Source organism: Erwinia sp. 1181_3 (genome assembly GCF_052824965.1).
This window is the reverse complement of the sequence record NZ_VTDE01000007.1, coordinates 132,402-154,553: the sequence shown is the minus strand read 5'-3', so window position 1 is coordinate 154,553 and position 22,152 is coordinate 132,402. Positions and strand designations below refer to the sequence as shown.

The window sequence follows — 22,152 nt, the reverse complement described above, 5'->3', positions numbered from 1 at the left end:
TTTACTCTCCTCTCGCCGCCTGGCTTGACGCTGAAATATCGAGATACTGTGGCATCACTGCCGCAGAAGAACGCGGTTGCTGCGCAGGTTCGCAGCCACTACCGCCCGGATTCATCTGAGCGATAAACGCCACCTGCTCCTCTTCCCATACGGCATCCAGCGCAGCGGGCGTATCATCGCGCGCTTCCTGAGCCACCTGCTCCTGGAGCAATGCAGGGTTCGCACTGCTGCCAGACAGCGCCAGCAGTAGGGAAAACAGCGGCGCAAAATCACTCTGTCGCTCCCCCAGTCTTGCCGCCAGCAGCGCCAGAATCGGCGCGACATCCTGAAGGCCTCGCCGGATGCGAGCCCGATCTCCTTGCGCCAGATATTCCAGGTACAGCGGTAAAAAGTCCGGTAACTCTTTCGCATTCAGCTCCAGTCCATCAGCACGGTATTGCGCCAACAGATCCACCATTGCCTGGCCGCGATCGCGCGATTCGCCGTGCACATGTTCAAACAGCAGCAGCGATGTCGCCCGGCCACGATCAAACAGCTCGCAGTACTCTGCCTGCCTGTCCAGCAGGGGCCGGGAGGCTGATTTCTGGATCAGACTGACCAACAACGTCTGCTGCTCAGCATCCAGTTCTTCCGCCTGTGCCAGGGCGGCAAGCACCTCATCCTGATGGTCGACAAAGTCCTGCTGCGGATAATCAAGCAAACGGGCAATAATACGCAGAGCAATCATGAGTTGTTCTCCGCGTCATAAGGGGTTTTCTTCGATACATCGATCGCATCAATACGACGGCTGTTAAACAGGTTAAATTTAACGTCACTGCCGTGGCAGCCATCACCAAAACTAAAACCGCATCCTTTGCTTTCCGGGAACGCATCACGCGCCATTTCGCGATGACTGCTCGGGATAACAAAGCGATCTTCGTAGTTAGCAATCGCCAGATAACGATACATTTCCTGCGCCTGCGCTTCCGTCAGCCCCACCTGTTCCAGCGCACGGACATCATGAACGCCGTCAACGGTTTCTGCGCGCTTGTAGTGACGCATCGCCATCAGGCGATTGAGTGCCTGCAGTACCGGTGCAGTGTCTCCGGCCGTCAGCAGATTAGCCAGGTACTGCACCGGAATACGCAGGCTTTCCACGTCCGGAAGTACACCGCTGTGCGCCAGCATCCCGGCATCCGATACCGACTGAATCGGTGACAGCGGCGGGACGTACCACACCATCGGTAACGTGCGATATTCAGGATGCAGCGGCAGCGCCAGCTTCCAGTCCATCGCCATTTTGTAGACCGGGGACTGTTGCGCCGCATCGATCACGCTCTGCGGCACACCGTCTTTTAGCGCCTGGGCAATCACGGCCGGATCGTGGGGATCGAGAAACACATCCAGCTGACTTTGATAGAGATCTTTTTCGTTCTCTACCGCAGCAGCCTGCTCAATACGATCGGCGTCATACAGCAGCACACCGAGATAGCGAATACGGCCGACGCAGGTTTCCGAGCACACTGTCGGCTGGCCGGATTCGATACGCGGATAGCAGAAAATGCATTTTTCCGACTTGCCACTTTTCCAGTTGAAGTAGATCTTTTTGTAAGGGCAGCCGGTAATGCACATACGCCAGCCGCGACACTTATCCTGGTCGATCAGTACGATGCCATCTTCCTCACGCTTATAGATCGCTCCACTCGGACAGGTTGCCACACAGGCTGGATTCAGACAGTGCTCACACAATCGTGGCAGATACATCATGAAGGTGTTTTCGAACTGTCCGTACATCTCCTTCTGCATGTTGTCGAAGTTTTTATCCTCTGAGCGTTTTGAAAATTCGCCGCCGAGGATCTCCTCCCAGTTCGGGCCATTTTCGATCTTCTTCATGCGTTTGCCGGTGATCAGCGATCGCGGGCGGGCAATCGGCTGATGTTTCCCGGCAGGGGCGTTGTGCAGATGCTGATAATCAAAGTCGAACGGCTCGTAATAATCATCCAGCCCTGGGACATCAGGGTTGGCAAAGATTTTCGCCAGCACGCCCACACGGTTTCCCATACGTGGCACCAGCCTGCCGTTGATTTTACGGATCCACCCCCCCTTCCATTTTTCCTGATCCTCCCAGGCATGAGGGAAGCCCACACCCGGTTTGCTTTCAACGTTATTGAACCAGGCATATTCCATACCTTCACGGCTGGTCCAGACGTTTTTACAGGTCACCGAACAGGTGTGACAGCCAATACATTTGTCGAGATTGAGCACCATCCCGACCTGAGAACGAATTTTCATTGGCCTGCCTCCTGCTGACTACCCTGGCAATCATCGTTGCCTTCACCATCTAACCAGTTAATCTGATTCATTTTTCTCACAATCACGAACTCGTCCCGGTTGGAACCGACGGTGCCGTAATAGTTAAAGCTGTAAGCCAGTTGCGCATAGCCACCAATCATATGAGTCGGTTTAGGGCACACGCGCGTGACGGAGTTATGGATACCACCGCGCTGGCTGGTGATCTCCGACCCGGGAATATTCACGATGCGTTCCTGAGCGTGATACATCATGGTCATGCCCGCCGGGACGCGCTGGCTGACAACCGCACGGGCGGTCAGTGCACCGTTGGCGTTAAACGCCTCGATCCAGTCGTTATCGACGATCCCCAGCGCCTGCGCATCCTCCTCACTCATCCAGACAATCGGCCCGCCGCGAGACAGCGTCAGCATCAACAGGTTGTCGCTGTACGTGGAGTGAATGCCCCATTTCTGGTGCGGCGTCAGGAAGTTCAGCGCTCTTTCCGGGTTACCGTTCGGCTTTTTGTTCAGCAGCGGCTGCACCGTGCGGGTATCAATCGGCGGACGATAGACCAGCAGGCTTTCACCAAAGTCACGCATCCACTGATGATCCTGATACAGCTGCTGGCGGCCACTTAGGGTACGCCACGGGATCAGTTCATGGACGTTGGTATAGCCAGCGTTATAAGAGACGTGTTCATCTTCCAGGCCTGACCAGGTCGGGCTGGAGATAATTTTGCGCGGCTGCGCCTGAATATCGCGGAAGCGGATCTTTTCATCTTCTTTATTCAGCGCCAGATGGGTGTGATCGCGTCCGGTAAACTCGCCCAGTGCCTGCCAGGCTTTTACCGCAACCTGACCATTGGTTTCCGGTGCCAGCGACAGGATGACCTCGGCAGCATCAATCGCGCTGTTGATGTTCGGACGGCCGGCTGCCGGACCTTCTGCCTTGACGTAGTTGAGTTTTTTCAGGAAATCGACTTCCGTCTGGGTATTCCAACTGATGCCTTTACCGCCATTGCCCAGCGTATCCAACAGCGGGCCCAGCGAGGTAAAGCGTTCCCAGGTCGCCGGATAGTCGCGCTCGACGGTGACAATATGGGGTGCGGTTTTCCCAGGGATCAGATCGCACTCGCCCCGGTGCCAGTCCTGTACCCCCAACGGCTGCGCCAGTTCCGCAGCCGAGTCATGCTGAATCGGTTGGAGCACCACATCGGTTTCTTTACCCAGATGACCGATGCAAAGTTCAGAGAAAGTTTTGGCAATGCCTTTGTAGATCTCCCAGTCACTGCGGGATTCCCAGGCCGGATCGACCGCCGCCGACAGGGGATGAATAAACGGATGCATATCCGAAGTATTCATATCGTCTTTTTCATACCAGGTGGCGGTTGGCAGAACAATATCGGAATAGAGGCAGGTGCTGGACATACGGAAATCGAGGGTCACCACCAGATCGAGTTTACCTGTGCCCGGATTATCCTGCCACTCAACCTCCTGCGGTTTGACGGCCCCCTGCGCACCCAGGTCGCTCCCCTGAATACCATTTTCCGTCCCCAGCAGATATTTCAGCAGGTACTCATGCCCCTTACCGGATGACCCCAGCAGGTTGGATCGCCAGACAAACAGGTTACGCGGGAAGTTCTGCTCATTATCTGGCTGTTCAGCGGCAAAGCGCAGGCTGCCCTCTTTCAAACCGTCGACGGTGAAATCCAGCGGTGTTTTACCTGCAGCCTGTGCCTGCGCAGCAAGGCGCAGCGGATTGGTATTTAATTGCGGGGCGGAAGGCAGCCAGCCCATGCGTTCGGAACGCACGTTAAAGTCAATCAGGCTGCCGCCGTAGCGCGATTTATCGGCCAGCGGTGACAGCAACTCATCAGTGCGCAATGTTTCATAGCGCCACTGGCTGGAGTGGTTGTAGAAGAATGAGGTGCCGTTCATCTGGCGCGGTGGACGCTGCCAGTCAAGGCCGAAGGCCAGCGGCAACCAGCCCGTTTGCGGACGGAGCTTCTCCTGACCAACATAGTGCGCCCAACCGCCGCCGCTCTGCCCCACGCAGCCACAGAACACCAGCATATTGATCAAACCCCGGTAGTTCATGTCCATGTGATACCAGTGGTTCAGGCCGGCACCAACGATAATCATCGAACGTCCACGGGTTTTTTCGGCGGTTTCTGCAAATTCACGCGCTATACGCACAATATTCTGGCGGGATACGCCAGTGATCTGTTCTGCCCAGGCCGGGGAATATGCTTTCACTTCGTCATAGCTGGCGGCACAGTTAGCATCATCCAGCCCGCGATCTACGCCGTAGTTTGCCAGCGTCAGATCATACACGCTGGTGACAAGGGCACTCGATCCATCGGCCAGTTGCAGCCGTTTTACCGGCAGCCTGTGCAGCAGAATTTCATCCAACTGCACGCGGTTGAAATTCGGGTTATCTATTGCACCAAAGTAAGGGAAGCCGACATCGACCAGCTCGTCATACTGGCCCAGCAGGCTCAGTTGCAGCTCCACTTCCTGCTGGTTTTTACCTTCACGCTGCTCAAGGTTCCATTTGCCTTTCTCACCCCAGCGGAAACCAATTGACCCCTGCGGGGCCACCAGTTCACCGTTTTTCTGGTTAATGGCGATGGTTTTCCACTGCGGGTTATTCTCCTGCCCCAACCCGTCCACCAGATCGCTGGCGCGCAGCATACGTCCGGCTGCGTAAAAGCCGCCTTCGCGCTCCTCCAGCAGCACCAGCATCGGCATATCGCTGTACTGGCGCACATAGTTGCGAAAATACTCCACCTCACGCTGCTGGTGGAACTCGGTCAGGATCACATGACCGAACGCCAGCGCCAGCGCGCTGTCAGTACCCTGCTTCGGGCTCAACCAGTGATCGCACAGCTTGGCAATTTCGGCGTAGTCCGGGGTGATCGCAACGGTTTTGGTGCCTTTATAGCGGACTTCGGTAAAGAAGTGTGCATCCGGGGTTCGCGTCTGCGGCACGTTACTGCCCCAGGCAAGAATATACGCAGAGTTATACCAGTCAGCCGACTCGGGAACATCGGTCTGCTCACCCCACGTCATGGGTGATGCTGGTGGCAGGTCGCAGTACCAGTCATAAAAGCTCAGACAGATGCCGCCAATCAGTGAGAGATAGCGTGAACCGGCCGCATAGGACACCATCGACATCGCCGGAATAGGCGAGAACCCGATAATACGGTCAGGCCCGAACGCTTTAGCCGTATAGATATTGGCGGCGGCAATCAGTTCATTCACTTCTTGCCAGTCGGCACGAACAAAACCGCCGCGCCCACGAGCCTCTTTATAGCTTTTTGCCTGCTCCGTATTTTCCACAATCGACTGCCAGGCGAGGACCGGGTCACTGTGCTGCGCTTTTGCCGCGCGCCAAAGACTGACCAGGCGTTTGCGCACCAGCGGGTATTTCAGGCGGTTGGCGCTGTACAGATACCAGGAGTAACTGGCACCACGCGGACAACCGCGCGGCTCGTGGTTAGGCAGGTCGGGTCGGGTACGCGGGTAGTCCGTTTGCTGGGTTTCCCAGGTCACCAGACCATTTTTGACATAGATCTTCCAGCTGCACGAACCGGTGCAGTTCACACCGTGAGTAGAGCGGACGATTTTGTCATGCTGCCAGCGGCTGCGGTAACCATCCTCCCAGTCACGGTTGGTGTTCAGTGTTTGCCCGTGCTGGCCGGAGAACGGCTCACCCAACTGTTTAAAATAACGTAACCGATCAAGAAACTTGCTCATTCGACATGCTCCAAAAACACTAAAAGGATGCTCGCGTTTATTTCGTTTTTTTACGGCCGTAAACCAGCCAGGTAATCGCGATACAGATCAGATAAAACACCAGGAACACCTTCATCGCTCCGGCGGGTGAACCGCTGAGTGACAGTGACATTCCGAAAGTTTGCGGGATAAAGAACCCACCCAGTGCGCCAATTGCCGAGATAAAACCGAGTGCGGCACTGGTATCGGTAACGGCTTCGTGCTGGGCGGCTTCATCGCTTCCGCCTGCTGCCTTAACCCGATCAATGGTGATTTTGCGGAAGATGACGGCAATCATCTGGAAGGTGGAACCACTCCCCAAGCCCGCCGCGAAGAACAGCACCATAAACACGCCATAAAAGGCGATAAATGAACCTGACTGGCCTTCACCCGGAAGCGTCAGGAACAGCAGTGCGGTAAATACCGCCATCAGAATGAAGGTGAACAGCGATACCCGCACGCCACCAAGGCGATCGGAGACGATGCCACCCGCAGAGCGTGCCAGTGCCCCAATAAAGGGACCAAAGAAGGCGTAATGCATGATGACCACATCGGGGAATTGTGTTTTGGACAGCATGGCAAAACCGGCAGAGAAACCGATAAACGATCCGAACGTTGCAAGGTACAACAGCGACAGAATCCACAGATGCCCGCGTTTCAGCACGGGCAGTTGCTGGCGCAGAGAACTTTTCGCCGCAGCCAGATCGTTCATACCAAACCAGGCGGCGAACGTGGCGATGAGCAAGAACGGCACCCACATCCAGGCCGCATTTTCTAACCACAGCCCATTTTCTGCATGAGAAGACGGGCCGCTAAACCAGCTAAACAAGGCTACCGAGATAGCGATGGGCGCAAACAACTGCATCACGCTGACACCCAGGTTACCTAACCCGCCATTAATGCCCAGCGCGGCACCCTGACGGGCCTTCGGGAAGAAGAAGCTGATGTTGCCCATGCTGGAAGCGAAGTTAGCCCCGGCAAAACCGCACAGCAGAGAGATCACCACAAATACGGCAAAGGGCGTGGCTGGGTTTTGCACGGCAAAACCCAGCCAGATGCAGGGCACCAGCATTAGAGCAGTGCTGAACGCCGTCCAGCGACGGCCACCAAATACCGGGACCACAAACGAATAGGGGACTCGCAGTAGCGCACCGGAAACCGACGGCAGCGCGGTCAGCAGGAACAGTTGATCGGTAGTGAAGTTGAAACCGACTTTATTGAGATTGACTGCAACGGTGCTAAACAGCATCCAGACGCAGAAGGCGAGTAACAGGCAGAACACAGAAATCCACAAATTGCGGCTGGCAATCCGTTTACCAGTTTGTTGCCAGAAAACGACGTTCTCAGGCTGCCAGTCCTGAATAAGCGCACGATTTTCCGTCCCTGGCGATGCGTTAATTTTCGACATAATTTTCTCACTGACTGTGTATTTATCAGCCTATCCTGGGCATCTCAGGCATTGTTTAAATTGACGTGTATCAATCAGGTTGCAGGTGAGAACATGCCCATGCAGAGGGAGTATGTCGGTTAATGTGGAGGGGGTAGGATATTAAGATGAATATAATCAGTTAGTTAATATCATTATATTGTTTTATTTGCTGAACCATCAAAATACAGATATTTAGTATTACCACAAAATAGGTATGGGAATAGAAGGGCCAATCGGTGACAATCCTCCGCTGCCACTTCATCTGAAGAGCTAGCATTCCGCGAATCGGCCACCAGCAGGAAGACAGGATGACAACCCAGCTTACGCAATTGCTCTCCAACAAACCCGCCAGTGTATTATTGATCGACGATCATCCGATGATCCGTAACGGGCTTAAGCAACTTATCGGTCTCGATTCACGTCTGTGCGTAGTAGGGGAAGCCAGTAACGGGGCAGATGGTGTGGCGCTGGCAGAACAGCTTGAAGCGGATTTGATCCTGCTCGATCTGAATATGCCCGGCATGAATGGTCTGGACACACTGGAACAGCTGCGGGCTATTGATGCCTGCGGTCACATTGTGGTTTTCAGCGTGTCAGATTATGAAGATGATGTGATCAATGCATTGAAACGTGGGGCTGATGGCTACCTGTTGAAAGATATGGAGCCTGAAAGCCTGTTGGAGTGCCTGCATCGGGCTGCTGCCGGGGAGCTGGTATTGAGTCATACCCTGCCCTCTTTGCTGGCCGCCAGTCTTCGCCAGCAACGCGCCCCACCACTGGCCGAAAAACCGGACTTCACCACACGCGAGCGCGATGTTCTCCGGTTAATCGCCCAGGGCATGAGTAATAAGCTGATTGCCCGCAGACTGGGGATCAGTGAAAGTACTGTGAAGGTGCATGTCAAACATCTGTTGAAAAAACTGAATATGAAATCCCGCGTCGAGGCCGCCGTCTGGGCACTTCAATGCGGAGAGGTGTGAGATAACCTGTAGGCAAAAAAAAACGGTGACCGAAGTCACCGTTTCTCGCATTACTTTATTCATCAGGCGGTTGCGCAACCTGTCCCGCTTAATTATTCACGAAACAGGGCTTCAATGTTCAGCCCCTGAGCCTGCAGGATCTCACGCAGGCGGCGTAAACCTTCAACCTGAATCTGGCGTACACGCTCGCGGGTCAAGCCAATTTCACGACCCACATCTTCCAGTGTTGCCGCTTCATAGCCCAACAGGCCGAAACGACGTGCCAGCACTTCACGCTGCTTGGCGTTCAGTTCGAACAACCATTTAACGATGCTTTGTTTCATATCATCGTCCTGCGTGGTGTCTTCCGGGCCGTTCTCTTTCTCATCGGCCAGGATGTCCAGCAGCGCTTTTTCAGAATCACCGCCCAGAGGCGTATCAACTGAGGTAATGCGTTCGTTGAGACGCAGCATCCGGCTGACATCATCAACAGGTTTATCTAACTTCTCGGCAATCTCTTCCGCACTTGGCTCATGGTCGAGCTTATGGGAAAGTTCACGCGCGGTACGCAGATAAACATTCAATTCTTTCACGATATGAATCGGCAGGCGGATAGTACGGGTTTGATTCATTATCGCCCGTTCAATCGTCTGACGAATCCACCATGTGGCATACGTTGAGAAGCGGAAGCCTCTTTCCGGGTCAAACTTCTCTACGGCGCGGATCAGACCGAGGTTACCTTCTTCAATCAAGTCCAGCAGTGCCAGACCACGATTGCTGTAGCGACGGGCGATCTTCACCACCAGACGCAGGTTACTTTCGATCATGCGACGACGAGAAGGAATGTCACCACGGAGTGCACGACGAGCGAAGAACACTTCTTCCTCTGCCGTAAGCAACGGAGAATAACCAATCTCTCCTAAGTAGAGCTGCGTTGCATCCAGTACGCGCTGGGTTGCGCCCTGTGATAACAGCTCTTCTTCTGCTAAGTCGTTATCACCAGGTTCATTTCCGACAAGTGCCTTCTCGTCAAAAACCTCAGCTCCGTTTTCGTCGAATTCCGCGTCTTCATTTAACTCGTTAACTTTCAGCGTATTCTGGCTCATAAGCGGCTCCTACCCGTGATCTCAGGGCAGAACACCAGGGTTCTGCCGGATTAACGTTGCGGTAAATAGCGCAACGGATTTACGGATTTCCCCTTGTAACGAATTTCAAAGTGCAATCTAACCGAACTCGTGCCGGTACTACCCATTGTGGCGATCTTCTGACCCGCTTTCACTTCTTGTTGTTCACGGACCAGCATGGAATCGTTGTGGGCATACGCACTCAGGTAGTCATCATTATGTTTGATGATAATCAAATTACCGTAGCCACGCAGAGCGTTACCGGCATAAACCACGCGGCCAGAGGCGGTGGAGATGACGGACTGACCGCGCGAACCCGCGATATCGATGCCTTTATTGCCCCCTTCGGAAGCAGAGAAGTTATCGATGATCTTACCGTCTGTCGGCCAACGCCAGCTTCCCACAGGGGTAGCGCTGTCTGTTGTACTACTGACGGTCGGGGCGGTAACCGGAACTGTTGTCGTTGCAGCAGTTTTCCCGGACGAAGGCAACATTTTGCCTTCACTTGGTGTACCTGAATCCTCAGAATACGTAATTACCGGTTGGTGTGCAACCGTTCCGGTGTTCATTTGTGAACCGGAAGAGGCCGTGGTCACGCCACCCGCATTCGCATCTGCTGCCGTGACTGCGTTGCCCCCAGTGATTGGGGTACCAGAGCCGTTAGCTACCTGTAATTGCTGGCCAACGTTGAGCCCATAAGGCGCGGCAACGTTATTGCGCTGGGCAAGATCACGGAAATCGTTACCGGTAATCCAGGCAATATAGAACAGCGTATCACCCCGTTTTACGGTGTAGGTATCGCCGCCATAACTACCTTTAGGAATATTCCCATAACTACGGTTGTACACAATTCGACCGTTTTCGGTAACCACATTCTGATTCTGGCTCGCGCTGGCAGAAGAGGAGGAAATCATTCCCCCACCCGACGCCGGAGGGCGAGCCGGGCGGATAAACCCGCCGTTGCTGCCACCGGAGCTGCTGTTCATGCCCGGGTTGCCAGAATTGCTGCTCATCATGCCGGAGTCATTTCCGCCAACAGAGCTGATGGGGGCCTGCGCGTTATCGCTGCTGGTACAACCTGCCAGCCAAAATCCTACCAATGAAACGGCCGCAAGACGGCGTAACTTAAATACTGGGCTTCCCGTGCTCATTCAATCCCCCATTACGGCAATGCTTTGACGAAAAAAATATAAACAACATAACAGCTGCACGACCGACGGCATTAAGCCCGCATGCGCAAATTTAGTCAGATACTAGCAATATCAATGACTGCGTGCCATGAAACAGTTGTATAGAAATATCCTGGTTGTTGCGGATATCAGGCAAGATCACCTTTTACCAGTGGGACAAAACGGACGGCCTCCACGGTATCGATGATAAATTCGTCACCTTTACGGCGAATGCGCTGCAAAACCTGCTGCTCTTCCCCCACAGGCAACACCATGATACCGCCCTCATCAAGCTGCGACATCAATGCTTCAGGAATTTCGGGCGGTGCTGCCGTGACAATAATTGCATCAAACGGCCCACGCGACGGCCAGCCAAGCCAGCCATCACCATGACGGGTAGAGACATTATGCAGATCCAGCTGCTTCAGGCGGCGCTTGGCCTGCCACTGCAAACCTTTAATCCGCTCGACGGAGAAAACATGTTCCACCAGATTGGCCAGAATGGCGGTCTGATAACCGGAGCCCGTGCCGATTTCCAGCACGCGTGACTCCGGCGTCAGGGCCAGCAGGGACGTCATTTTTGCGACCATGTAAGGCTGGGAAATCGTCTGCCCTGACCCTATCGGCAACGCTGTATTTTCCCAGGCTTTATGTTCAAAAGCCTCATCAACAAAGCGTTCACGCGGCACATCTTCAATGGCTTTCAGCAGCCGTTCATCATCAATACCCTGTTGCCGCAATTGTGCCAACAGTGTATCTATCCGCCCACTCACCATTCGCGATTGACCTCAACATTGGCTAACCAGGAAGAGACGACCTCCTGCGCGGCATGAGCAGTCAGGTCAACATGCAGTGCGGTCACCGAGACATAACCCTCATCAACAGCGGCAAAATCCGTGTCCGGGCCGGCATCAAGCTTTTCACCCGGCGGCCCAATCCAGTACATCGTATTACCGCGCGGGTCCTGCTGTGGGATGGCCTGATCGCTGGGATGGCGGCTGCCACAACGGGTGACGCGAATCCCTTTGATTTGATCGAGCGGCAAATCTGGCACATTAATATTCAAAATACGCCCGGTGCGCAGTGGCTCGCGCAGTAACGCTTTCAGGATTGAACAGGTGACGGCAGCGGCGGTGTCGTAATGCACATGCCCGTCAAGGGAGACCGCCAGCGCAGGCAGGCCCAGATGACGTCCTTCCATCGCAGCGGCTACCGTGCCTGAATAAATCACATCATCGCCCAGATTGGGGCCCGCATTGATTCCTGACACCACGATATCCGGCTTAGGACGCATCAGGGTATTCACCCCGAGGTAGACGCAGTCAGTCGGCGTGCCCATCTGCACCGCAATATCCCCGTTAGGATAGTTAAAGGTACGCAGAGGGGTTTCCAGCGTCAGCGAGTTCGACGCTCCACTACGATTACGATCGGGCGCGACAACCTGCACCTCAGCAAACTCACGCAGCGCTTTTGCCAGCGTCTGTATGCCTGGCGCATGGATACCGTCATCGTTACTCAGTAAAATGCGCATTGAGACCTAACCTGTTGATAAATTTTGTTCACCCTCCCCCGAAAACTGACTCGTGTTCCCGGGGCGTCGGATGCGGCTGAAAACATTTTAGCTGGATGCGCCAGGGAGTGGTAGGTGTAAATATCTGGTAAATAAAGGATGCCAGTGAGCCATCGCAGGGCGGGCCGATCAGCTTTCGGCCTTGTCTTCCCCCAGTTCCTGTAAAAAACGTTGCTGCGAACTCATCAGTTGAGTGAGCGTCAGGCACTGATAATCATAACCATAACGTGCGGCGATCTGCGCAATGATCCCCGCCAGCATCGGGTAGTGACGATGGTTCCAGTGGGGGAACAGATGATGCGTTAAGTGCAGATTCATTCCGCCCAGCCAGTAACCCAGCCAGTGCGGCCGCGTCGTCCAGTCGCAGGTTGTCGCAAACAGGTGACTGTAGCGGCTGTGGGGCAATTTCCCCTGTTCGGTGGGCTGGTAGCTGTTTCCTTTCGCCCAGTGAGTACCGATAATCAGCATGACAAAAACCAGCGATGCCAGCATCTGACAGGAAAGATAAACCAGCACGATTGTGCCGATGCCTAATGAAGGCGGCAACAGCCATAAGGGCAGCGCCAGCACCAGTAAAAAATGGCCCACTTTTACCAGTAAAAAAGCCGCCCAGCCTTTAATACCCTGCAAGCGCATTTTCGCCCCTACGCGTGTCTGCCCGGCGCGATCCAGCCAGTCAAACAGCCAGATATAATAGGGAAACGTCAGAGCAGCCACCAGCGGCCAGTAATAGCGCTGATAGCGCATTAGCGGGCGCAGTCGCTGAAAACGCGACTGGCGAAGAATGCCATTCTCTTCCATATCCGGGTCATACCCGATGACATTATTTCCGGTGTGATGCATCAGCACATGGCGCACACGCCAGCACTCCGGGTCCAGCCCCAGCGGAATGGTAGCCAGCACATTCAGCCAGCGATTGGCCGATTTTGACCTGAAAAAAGCCTGATGCGAGGCATCATGTACCACGTTGATCGTCAGCAGCATGGCAAAGAAACTGACCCCGGCCTGGCAAGCCGCCCAGCCCGTCCAGTGAGTCTGCTGCAGGCCAAGCCAGCCGCAACCGGCAGCCAGTAAGGCCAGCAGCACCGCTTTGGCGATCATCGCCCCGTTGGCAAAACGGTGGTCGCCGTGCTGATCGAGCCACGCCTGAGTGGCTCGCGTCAACTCGCGGTGAAATTGCAGATTTTCACGGGAAAAACGCAGCGGTGGCGGGTTCATGCAACCTCCTCCGGCTGTCCCATCCGGCGTAAAAACGTCTGCTGACGCCGCAGCAGTTCGCGATAACTGATACAGCGGTAATTCATGCCGTGTTCGCTGGCAAGCCGGGCAAGTCTCTCCGCCAGTGCCGGATAATGCCGGTGATGCCATCCGGGAAACAGATGGTGCGTCAGGTGCATATTTAGCCCGCCAGTGAAATGCCCGATCCAGGCAGGCGAAGGCAGCCAGTCGCAGGCGGTGGCGAAGTTATGGCGATACCAGCCTTGCGGCAGCTTCCCGTCAGGCCCGACCTCGAAAAACTCCGCCTCAGCCCAGTGGGTGCCCAGCAGCAGGAATACCACCAGCAAAGAAGCCATCATCTGGCTACACAGCCAGGCACCCAGCACTACGGACATCGCGATGCCATTCTGCTCTGCCGCCCACAGCGGTACAGCGAGAACCAGCAGCAGATGCAAGACTTTACTGCCGCAAAACAATAGCCAGCCGCGGACACCCGGCATCACACGCCTTTCCGCCAGCGGCGTTTTTCCACAGCGGTCGGCCCAGTCAAACACCCAGGCCAGATACGGCAGCGACAGTGCGGCCACCAGTGGCCAGTAAAGATGCTGCCAGCGCATCCACGGTCGCCAACGCTGATACGGGGTTTGCCGGAAGAAACCGTTCTCTTCGGTATCGAGATCGTAATGTTCGATATTGGCGTAAACATGATGAAAATGGACATGGCGCACGCGCCAGTAATCCGGGTCCAGCCCCAGCGGCAACGTCACCAGGCGGCTGATAAGACGATTAACACGCGGCGAATGGCTGAAGACACCGTGGCTGGCATCATGGTTAACCACAATATTAAGCAGCATTGCCATCAGCATAAACAGGAGATAGCAGAGAACAAATCCACCGCTGCTGGACTGAAGCAGGCTCAGCCCATAGCAGGAGACACAAAGTATCAGTAACACCCCTGCTTTCAGCCAGTCGCCGCGTCCGGCGAAACGATGATCTTTGGATGCGGAAAGATACTGATGCGCTGCACGCTGCAACGCCTGGTGGAATGCCTGTTCGCCGTCCGGAGGATAACGCAGCGGTGGCAGTGAATCAGCCATGTTCTGCCTCCGGGATCAGCACCTGACGCCCCCACCCCGCCGCCAGTGCGATGCTGTGCAGCATCACCAGCAGTGCGCCAGCCAGCCAGATCTCAACCGACTCGCGGCACAGGATAAACCACGCCGGATACGCCAGCCCCACCACCAGCCACAGCAGCGGGCTCCAGCGCCGTCCTTCCGACAACCCACCTAATGCCACCGCCCCGAGCGCCAGTAACACAAACAGCGCCACCTGCTCCCGGCCGATATTTTGATAGCCGTAGCCATATATCCAGACATAACTCACCACCAGCACAAATAACAGCAGCATACCGCTGGTCAGTGCGCGGGCGCGGCAATGAAACGTGGCCGCGCTTTTCGCCGGAGAAAATGGCAGTTTAAGCAGCCGGAAAAATGGCCGGTTACTGGCCCAGAACGGGTTACGGGATGAGCGCTCCCCACCGGTGCCGAAGCGATACTCTGTTTCTGGCAGGCGGGCAAACGTCCCAAACATTTTGTCCCAGAAAATAAAGCTGCCGCCAAAGTTCTTATCGGAATAAGCGCGATCGCAAACGTGATGGACACGGTGATGATTCGGCGTCACCAGAATATATTCCAGCCAGCCCAGCTTCGGCGTCAGCGCGTTGTGGTTAAACAACTGCACGCTGTAGTGGAAAATCGATACGGTGATAAACACCGACAGCGGCACACCGGCTATCGCCAGCAGCAGGAAAAAGGGAATCGAGGTCAGTGAAGAGTACCAGGAGTTACGCACCCCCAGCGACAGATTAAAGTGCTCGCCCTGGTGATGGACGACGTGCACGGCCCACAGCAGACTGAAACGATGATGCAGGCGGTGCAGCCAGTAAAAGGCAAAATCCCAGGCCAGCAGCGCAAACAGCCACAGTCCCCAGGTCGGCAGCACATCCAGCCAGTGCTGGCTGAAGTGCAGCGCCACATAGCCGTAACAGGTCACCTCAAGGCCACGAAACAGCCACAGCATGATATGGCCGGAGTTGAGGTTAAACACCACATCATGCCAGTTGACCCGCTGCTTATCCTGACGGTTCAGCACCAGCGCCTCGGCCATCACCAGCAAGACCATCGCCACAATCGGCACGACCAGATCACTCATTGCCGCTCTCTCCATGAATAAGGAAACGTCTGTGCTGCCCGCAGGCAGATCCAGCCGCAGACCAGCGCCACCAGCGCACCGCTGACCAGGTCAATAAACAGGTGGCGGCGCAGTTGCAGAATCGATACCGCGATCAGCGCCCCCCACAATAACAATAGCCCGCTGCGCCAGCGTTGTTCAGGCTGATACAGCGCCCAGACCGCCAACAGCGACAGCGCCATATGCAGCGAGGGCAAACAGTTCTGTGTTGAGTCGGCGGCCACCAGCTGCGCCAGCAGATGCGAACTCAGCCCCTGACCGTGATCGATGGGATAGACCAGCGTGGTGGGCCACAGCAAATACACCGCACCGCATACCAGCGCGGTGAGGATCATTGAGCCCGTTAACCAGCGCAGTTTCTCCGGACGGCAGAACAGATAACCCGCGGGGATCAGCAGGAAAAAAGAGAGGTAGAGCCAGATGCCATCGGCACTGAACGGAATCATCCGGTCAACGAAACCGGGGTGCATCACCGTGCCGGGCCCCTGCCAGCGATCGCTGAACGTGTAGATCACGCCGACACTGCCCCAGCCCAACAGCATTGCCACTAAGCGACGTAACAGATTCATACGCCTTCTCCTTTTTGGCGAATAATACGCCGCCGCTTGCGGTCAAACTGCGGCATCAGCGGCTGTACACTGAGCTGCCAGCACAGTCTCTCCGTGGCGATCCCCTGCTGTGCGAACAGCGCAATCAGCGCCTGCTGGCAGGCGACCAGCGACGCTTCATCCGCATCGCTAATCAGCTGCACATCGAGCATCCCCGTCTGCACCAGCCGGTAATCACTGGTCAGCGGCAGGGAACGGGCAATCGCGCGGCTGCACACATCGGCAAAGACGGCCTGCACGTCACCCTTCATATCAGGTAGCAGAAGCTGGTCATCGCGACGTCCTTCTATAGCCTCCAACACCCGGGTCGGCTGCCCGCAAGGGCAAGGTTCATTTGCGGCGACCAGCACATCGTCCAGCCGGTAGCGAATCACGGGCTGAGTGCGGCGACTGAAATCCGTAATCACCGGCGTAAAGCGCCGCTCATCAATCCACTCCGGCTCCACATGGATAAATTCTTCATTAAGATGCAGGCGCCCATGAGAACAGCTGGCCGCGAGAAACCCCTCGGTGGCCTGATAGACCTCGGCCACATCGCCGAACACCGTTTCTAGCAGCTGGCGATCCTGTGGTTCCAGCACTTCCGCTACAGAGATCACCCGGCTGACGCTCAGTTTAAGTTGCCCACCCTGCACGGCCAGTGCCAGCGCCCGCAAGACCTGCGCTGGCGCCACAATGATCGTCGGCGCAAACGCTGGCAGCGTACGCAAATGCTCACTGAACGGTGCGAACAGATCAAAGAACGCCAGGCTCAGCCAGCGGGTATTCACGCTGTGATAGAGATGATTATCGGCACGCAGAAACAGCGCCACACGTTCACCTGAGAGCAGCCCGCGTGGCAGCATCTTCGCCAGCATACCGCCTGCCCAGATGCGCTGCTCCCGTGGACTCACCACAAACACGCCGCGCCGCCCGGATGTGCCGGACGATAAGCCCACGCTGAAGCGCCCGACTTTCGGCGCAAAATCGCGGTCTTGTTCACTTTTCAGGGCACACTGGAGCAGCGTATCGACCTGCAGCCCGGCGGTATTCATCTGATCAAAATGGGTCATCATCTGCGCTTTGTCACTCAGCGGCCATGACGACAACGGCTGATGACAGAACGGGGCATAGAACGGACTTTTCGCCATCACCTGACGGGCAAAACGTTGCAACTGCCTGGCCTGCCACCGCTCAAGCGCGGCGCGATCGCGAAACCGCAGCCGCCGCGCACGGAAGTAGTGCCACAGCATACGTACCGGGATCATAAATCCCCCTCGTGACACAGCAGAATACGCACTTTGCCGCCACGCCAGAGCTGGTGCAGCTGGGTGAGCGTGCGGTAATAGGCGGCGCTGTCATCCATAATCAGACTGGCCAGCCGTGAGGGGCCGCGCAATTTCTGGTAGTTATCCGGGCACCAGGCGGCATCGCTGGCCAGCAGCGTCCAGCCATCATCCTGCAGGATAAACGCGCCAAGATGCCCGGCAGCATGGCCCGGCAGCGCGACCAGCACAATTTCGCCGTTGCTGTCCGGCAGTTGCCAGCCGCGCTCAAAAGGATGAAGTTCAGCGGGAAGATCGACAACGTCGAAGCGCTCAACAAAATGCAGGCGTGACTCAAAATCGGCCGGGATCAGTCCCGGCACAAAAGCATTTTTCAGCGCGCGCACACCTTTCAGGCTGCGGGTTTTCTGCCAGCCCTCCCCGGAGGCGATCATTGGAACGCCCGGAAAATCGTGCAGACCGGCAATATGGTCGCCGTGGAAATGGGAAATAATCAGCCCCTGGATATCATCAGGTTGATATCCGGCCTGGCCGAGCTGCGCCACCAGCGCCTGCTCTGGCGAGAAATAGACCGGGGTCAGCTGTGCATAGAGACGGAAAATGCCCTGACGGGTGTGATCAATAAAGTGGCTGGCATAGCCGGTATCCCATATCCAGCGACGGTTATTGGCCTCCAGCAACCAGGCTCGGGCAGGAAACTGGCAGACGCGCAGCCCGGCACCGCGCAGTGCCATGCAGCCACGGTGAGTGCAGTAACCCGCTTCGAACGTCGTCAGTTTAGCCACGCTGACCCACTCCCTGCTGCCGCCACCATGCCCCGGTCAGCGCAATCGCCTCATCCATAGAATAATGCGGGCGATAACCCAGTTCATCGATGACACGCTGCTGGCTGAGGGTCATATCCAGGCTCACCGCGCCGACGCTGTAGCGGGTCAGTAACGGCTCACGCCGCGTCAGTAACGCCGCCCCCTCCATCAATGCCGCCACACCGTAAAGCAGGCTGGCTGGCAGTGAGCGGATCGCGCAGTTCAACCCAAGCTGCTGGTTAAGCAACGGGCGCAACACCTCCGCCAGCGTTACCGGCTGCTGATTGGTCACGTTATACACCGCGCCAGAAGCCAGGTCGGGTACATCGGTCGCCAGCCACATTGCCTGCACCACGTTGAGTACAAAGGTCAGATCGAGCAGCGTATTCCCGCCGTTGGGCAGCCGCAGCACGCCATTATCACGCTGAATCTGTGCCAGCAGGCGCGGCACAATCACCCGATCGTGTGGACCAAACAGCGCACGCGGACGCAGCATGACAAAGGTGGTGGCAGGATGCTGTGCCACCCGCTGCAACACCACCTGCTCGGCGGCATATTTGCTGGCAGCATAGTGATTGGCAAAACGCCGGGCGCGGAAGGTTTCATCAATATCGTGATGAGGGGAATAATCGAAATAGATTGAGGGCGTGGAGATATGAATAAAACGCCGAACGCCCCGCTGCCCGGCGGCAGCCGTCAGACGCTCAGTGGCCGTAACATTGGCCTGCCAGAAATCGTCACGCGGCCCCCAGGGCGAGGACTTGGCAGCGCAGTGCCACACGGCCTCAGCCTCGCCGACCAGGTCAGCGCAATCGGCAGCCGAAGCCCGGGCCAGATCCAGGGCGGTAAACTGCGCCCCGCACTGCCGCAGTATCTCTCCCACCGCATCATCACGCCCGGTTGCCAGCACCTGATGCCCGGCCGCCAGCAGCCACTCAACGACGTTGCGCCCCAGACCACTGGTGGCTCCGGTGACCAGAACCTTCACGGCAGCAGCACCATGCCACCCAGGGTTAACCCGGCGGCGGTACCAATCAGCATCACCGGGCCTTTTTGGAAACGATCGGTGACCATCGCTTCATGCAGCGCGCTGGGAATCGATGCCGCCACCTGGTTTCCGCGATAACGGTAAATATCCACCAGCGCATCACTGCTGACGTTCAGCCGTTTACGCATATGTTCCAGCGACAGGTGGCTGGCCTGATGCGGCACCACCGTGGCGATCTGTGCCAGAGTCAATCCGGCCATCGCCAGCAGGCGCGCCAGATAATCTTCGATCAGCCCCGAGGCCTGACGGAACAGTTTTTTGCCCTGCATATGGAACAGAAAATCGCTGTCGCGCATGCCCGCACGCGGGTTGCAGCGCGTGCCTCCGGCACGGATCTCACAGAGTTCACTGCCATCCGGCCAGCTCTCCATCAGGCAGGAGAGAATGCCGCTTTGCCCGTCACCGCGTTCCACGATGGCGCAGGCCGCGCCGTCGCCGAAGATCAGCGATGACTCTTCATGCTCCCAGTCAATACCGCGTGACGCCAGCTCAGTCGACACAATAGCAATGCGCCGATAGGCACCGCAGTTCACTAATCCCCCCGCCACCTGCAACGCCGAAATAAAGCTGACGCAGCTGCTGTTAATATCAAACACCGCGGTGCCCGGCGTCAGAGGCGACAGCTTGAGCACCTGTATGGCACTGCATGGCAATGCCTGGACGGCGATGGCCGAGGCGAAGATGAGCAAATCAATGGAAGCCGGGTCGATATGTTGTGCACTTAGTGCAGCGGCCAGCGCATCGGCGCCCAGTTGCGCCTGACTGGCCTGGTGATCGGCATGAAAGCGATGAGCGATACCCGAGCGTTTTTCAACATAGCCGGGTTTCATACCCAGACGTTCGTCGAGCATCGCTGAGGTGACGCAGCCGGGAGGCAGGGCCACACCGCTGGCAATAATCTTCAAAGGCACGAAAGCCGTTGTGCTATCCGGCACTGGCAGATGGGGTTGGTTCATCCGTATTCCCATTAACAAAATTGTTAAATTATTGCGCATTGTAACGGAAGTACGGGTTCTCGCAAAATCGCCAGAAAAGAAGAAGATAGCGGGGAGAAAACAGTGAAAGGAACGACTGACTTAAGCGGATAAATCAGCAGAGCCTGCTGAGAATCAGGCTCTGCTGCAAGGGGAATTACTCGTCAACCTCGGCTGCGCTGCCCTGGGTCAACAGCAGTTCGCGCACCACGCTGGTGGCAAAGCTGCCCGCCGGGAGCCAGAAGTTCATCTCCAGCGTGACGTCATCCAGCCAGTTCCAGCGGAGATCGCGCGGGATCACCAGCATTGCACGACGTGCGGCATCCACACGTTCACGATCCATCAGCGCGAGCAGCGCAGCTTCACCGGCCAGGCTGTTTTGCTCAAAAGCCAGCGCTTCGTCACGCGTACCCCACTCGCCGCTGCCCGGCAGCGGTGCAGTAATGCGCAGTTCACTGGCATCAACGCGCTGTTGCAGGGTATCCAGCTCCGCAGCCTCAGCCACAAACCAACTGCCGCGCCCGGTCAGCTGCAAGGCATCGCCCGGCAGCACCTTACACAGTGAGCCCTGCTGCGCCAGACGGTCACTGACCACCTGATTAAACATGGCGCTGCGGGCAGCCGACAGAATAAAGCTGCGTTTATTGCGCTCACGCACGCGGATTTCATCTGCCGCCCAGCGCTGCGCCATCGTCAGATTGTTACCCTCATGGCCGAAACGCTGGCTGCCAAAGTAGTTGGGTACGCCGTCACGAGCAATCAATTGCAGGCGCTGTTCCACCGCATCACGGTCAGAAATCTGGCGCAGTACCAACGCAAAGGCATTGCCCTGTAACGCCCCGGTACGCAGCTTGCGGCGATGGCGGGCGCTTTCCAGCACCTCAACGCCTGTCAGCTCAAACGCGCTGAGGTCCGGAGTGACTTTGCCCGGTACACGCAGGCAGAACCACTGCTCGGTCACCGCATGGCGATCCTTCATCCCGGCAAAACTGACGTCACGCGGATGAATGCCAACAAACTTTGCCAGCGCTTCGGCAACAAAACGGGTATTGCAGCCATTTTTGCGAATACGCACCAGCAGCTGTTCGCCGTCACCGTCCGGGGCGTAGCCGAGGTCTTCGATCACAACGAAATCTTCCGCGTGAGCCTTCAGCACACCGCTGGCAACCGGCTGACCGTGCAGCCAGCCCTGTTGGGTTAAATCCATCGGTTACACCTTCATCAACAGGGCAACGGCTTCACAAGCGATGCCTTCACCGCGCCCGGTAAAACCGAGTCTTTCGGTGGTGGTCGCTTTCACATTGACCTCATCCATATGGATCCCGAGATCTTCAGCAATATTGATGCGCATCTGCGGCGCATGGGGCAGCATTTTCGGTGCCTGAGCAATAATCGTCACATCGACGTTGCCCACGCGATAGCCTTTTTTGGCGATCTGGCGCATCGCTTCGCGCAGCAGTTCGCGGCTGTCCGCGCCTTTATAAGCCTCATCGGTGTCCGGGAACAGTTTGCCAATATCGCCCAGTGCCGCCGCACCCAGCAGTGCATCTGTCAGCGCATGCAGGGCAACATCACCATCAGAATGCGCCAGTAACCCTTTTTCATAAGGGATTCGTACGCCGCCAATAATCAGCGGGCCTTCGCCACCGAAGGCATGGACATCAAAACCGTGACCGATACGCATT

Annotated in this window: 19 protein-coding genes; 1 reads left to right on the top strand and 18 read right to left on the bottom strand. The window is 56.5% G+C overall.

What is annotated here, in order from left to right:
• Window position 1: 1 nt before the first annotated feature.
• The 4 genes from narJ to FY046_RS17355 are packed head-to-tail and all read right to left on the bottom strand — an operon-like array spanning window position 2 to window position 7,455.
• On the bottom strand, window positions 2-727 hold the full coding sequence (gene narJ / locus FY046_RS17370) for a nitrate reductase molybdenum cofactor assembly chaperone (protein ID WP_167863262.1): 726 nt from the start codon (window positions 725-727) through the stop codon (window positions 2-4).
• Window positions 724-2,271, bottom strand: a complete 1,548-nt coding sequence (gene narH / locus FY046_RS17365; protein ID WP_167863263.1) for a nitrate reductase subunit beta — start codon at window positions 2,269-2,271, stop codon at window positions 724-726. The genes narJ and narH overlap by 4 nt, the downstream gene beginning before the upstream one ends.
• On the bottom strand, window positions 2,268-6,029 hold the full coding sequence (locus FY046_RS17360) for a nitrate reductase subunit alpha (RefSeq protein ID WP_167863264.1): 3,762 nt from the start codon (window positions 6,027-6,029) through the stop codon (window positions 2,268-2,270). Before FY046_RS17360 ends, narH begins: the two co-directional genes overlap by 4 nt.
• 37 nt (window positions 6,030-6,066) lie before the next feature.
• Entirely contained in the window at window positions 6,067-7,455 is a 1,389-nt protein-coding gene (locus tag FY046_RS17355; RefSeq protein WP_133846011.1) for a NarK family nitrate/nitrite MFS transporter, read from the bottom strand.
• 329 nt (window positions 7,456-7,784) lie between these two features.
• On the opposite strand from FY046_RS17355, the gene narL reads away from it, so the two are divergent.
• Window positions 7,785-8,456: a two-component system response regulator NarL gene (narL, locus tag FY046_RS17350; protein ID WP_133846012.1), complete on the top strand. Its 672-nt coding sequence runs from the start codon at window positions 7,785-7,787 to the stop codon at window positions 8,454-8,456.
• A 92-nt stretch (window positions 8,457-8,548) separates the two neighbouring features.
• Here the strand turns inward: narL and rpoS are convergent, their stop codons facing one another.
• From rpoS to ispF, 14 genes are all read right to left on the bottom strand, one after another.
• Window positions 8,549-9,541: an RNA polymerase sigma factor RpoS gene (rpoS, locus tag FY046_RS17345; protein ID WP_133846013.1), complete on the bottom strand. Its 993-nt coding sequence runs from the start codon at window positions 9,539-9,541 to the stop codon at window positions 8,549-8,551.
• A 50-nt stretch (window positions 9,542-9,591) separates the two neighbouring features.
• Window positions 9,592-10,710, bottom strand: coding sequence for a murein hydrolase activator NlpD (gene nlpD / locus FY046_RS17340; RefSeq protein WP_133846014.1), 1,119 nt, complete (start codon window positions 10,708-10,710; stop codon window positions 9,592-9,594).
• Window positions 10,711-10,877: 167 nt separating this feature from the next.
• Entirely contained in the window at window positions 10,878-11,504 is a 627-nt protein-coding gene (locus FY046_RS17335; RefSeq protein ID WP_133846015.1) for a protein-L-isoaspartate(D-aspartate) O-methyltransferase, read from the bottom strand.
• Window positions 11,498-12,259 (bottom strand): 5'/3'-nucleotidase SurE, encoded by a 762-nt coding sequence (gene surE, locus FY046_RS17330; RefSeq protein WP_133846016.1) that lies wholly within the window; start codon window positions 12,257-12,259, stop codon window positions 11,498-11,500. The genes FY046_RS17335 and surE overlap by 7 nt, the downstream gene beginning before the upstream one ends.
• Before the next feature lie 168 nt (window positions 12,260-12,427).
• Window positions 12,428-13,516, bottom strand: a complete 1,089-nt coding sequence (locus FY046_RS17325; protein WP_133846017.1) for a fatty acid desaturase family protein — start codon at window positions 13,514-13,516, stop codon at window positions 12,428-12,430.
• Window positions 13,513-14,613 carry an acyl-CoA desaturase gene (locus tag FY046_RS17320; protein WP_446186313.1) on the bottom strand — a complete coding sequence of 367 codons (1,101 nt, stop codon included), beginning with the start codon at window positions 14,611-14,613 and terminating at the stop codon, window positions 13,513-13,515. Before FY046_RS17320 ends, FY046_RS17325 begins: the two co-directional genes overlap by 4 nt.
• Window positions 14,606-15,727 carry a sterol desaturase family protein gene (locus tag FY046_RS17315; protein WP_446186312.1) on the bottom strand — a complete coding sequence of 374 codons (1,122 nt, stop codon included), beginning with the start codon at window positions 15,725-15,727 and terminating at the stop codon, window positions 14,606-14,608. Before FY046_RS17315 ends, FY046_RS17320 begins: the two co-directional genes overlap by 8 nt.
• Window positions 15,724-16,335 carry a phosphatase PAP2 family protein gene (locus FY046_RS17310; protein ID WP_227534984.1) on the bottom strand — a complete coding sequence of 204 codons (612 nt, stop codon included), beginning with the start codon at window positions 16,333-16,335 and terminating at the stop codon, window positions 15,724-15,726. The genes FY046_RS17315 and FY046_RS17310 overlap by 4 nt, the downstream gene beginning before the upstream one ends.
• A complete protein-coding gene (locus FY046_RS17305; RefSeq protein WP_133846020.1) occupies window positions 16,332-17,621 on the bottom strand; it encodes a F390 synthetase-related protein in 1,290 nt (429 codons plus the stop codon). The genes FY046_RS17310 and FY046_RS17305 overlap by 4 nt, the downstream gene beginning before the upstream one ends.
• Window positions 17,618-18,424: an MBL fold metallo-hydrolase gene (locus FY046_RS17300; RefSeq protein WP_133846021.1), complete on the bottom strand. Its 807-nt coding sequence runs from the start codon at window positions 18,422-18,424 to the stop codon at window positions 17,618-17,620. The genes FY046_RS17305 and FY046_RS17300 overlap by 4 nt, the downstream gene beginning before the upstream one ends.
• Entirely contained in the window at window positions 18,417-19,433 is a 1,017-nt protein-coding gene (locus FY046_RS17295) for an NAD-dependent epimerase/dehydratase family protein (protein WP_446186311.1), read from the bottom strand. The genes FY046_RS17300 and FY046_RS17295 overlap by 8 nt, the downstream gene beginning before the upstream one ends.
• The gene (locus tag FY046_RS17290) at window positions 19,430-20,449 is read right to left on the bottom strand and encodes a 3-oxoacyl-[acyl-carrier-protein] synthase III C-terminal domain-containing protein (protein WP_133846023.1); all 1,020 of its coding nucleotides are present in this window, start codon (window positions 20,447-20,449) and stop codon (window positions 19,430-19,432) included. The genes FY046_RS17295 and FY046_RS17290 overlap by 4 nt, the downstream gene beginning before the upstream one ends.
• Window positions 20,450-20,624: 175 nt before the next feature.
• Entirely contained in the window at window positions 20,625-21,674 is a 1,050-nt protein-coding gene (gene truD, locus FY046_RS17285; protein WP_133846024.1) for a tRNA pseudouridine(13) synthase TruD, read from the bottom strand.
• Window positions 21,675-21,677: 3 nt separating this feature from the next.
• A complete protein-coding gene (ispF, locus tag FY046_RS17280) occupies window positions 21,678-22,151 on the bottom strand; it encodes a 2-C-methyl-D-erythritol 2,4-cyclodiphosphate synthase (protein WP_133846025.1) in 474 nt (157 codons plus the stop codon).
• Window position 22,152 lies beyond the last annotated feature (1 nt).